At 37.9% G+C, this 306-nt stretch carries 1 protein-coding gene; it reads right to left on the reverse strand.

Going from position 1 to position 306, the window contains the following annotated elements; all coding sequences use genetic code 11:
• A partial coding sequence (locus ACFIK7_RS00010) for a DUF3987 domain-containing protein (RefSeq protein ID WP_375662702.1) occupies window positions 1–306 on the reverse strand: 306 nt, incomplete at both ends.

Genomic DNA, 306 nt, shown 5'->3' on the forward strand with positions numbered 1-306 from the left:
AATTGATCATCTCCATTAAAAGCTGTGAGATAAAAAGCACGGTCTGTTTGATATTCCTTTCTTTCTAGATTGGTTAAAAAACCAGATAACTCATCACGAACCATTAAGAGACCACGGGGGTTTTCTTTTAAGAGTTCCCCAAGCTTTGCAACCGTCACATCATTGACAATAAAACGAGAGACATCATCATCATGTGTATTATCTTTAGAAGGGGCTTCAGACAAAAGAGCACGGGCTGTTTCAAGATCTCCTTTTTTGATCGCTTTATGGGCTTGTTTTTCCTTTTCTCGTTTGTCTAAAGTTTCA

It is taken from the genome of Bartonella sp. CL266QHHD (assembly GCF_042195355.1).
In the GTDB taxonomy this organism is placed as follows: Bacteria; Pseudomonadota; Alphaproteobacteria; order Rhizobiales; family Rhizobiaceae; genus Bartonella.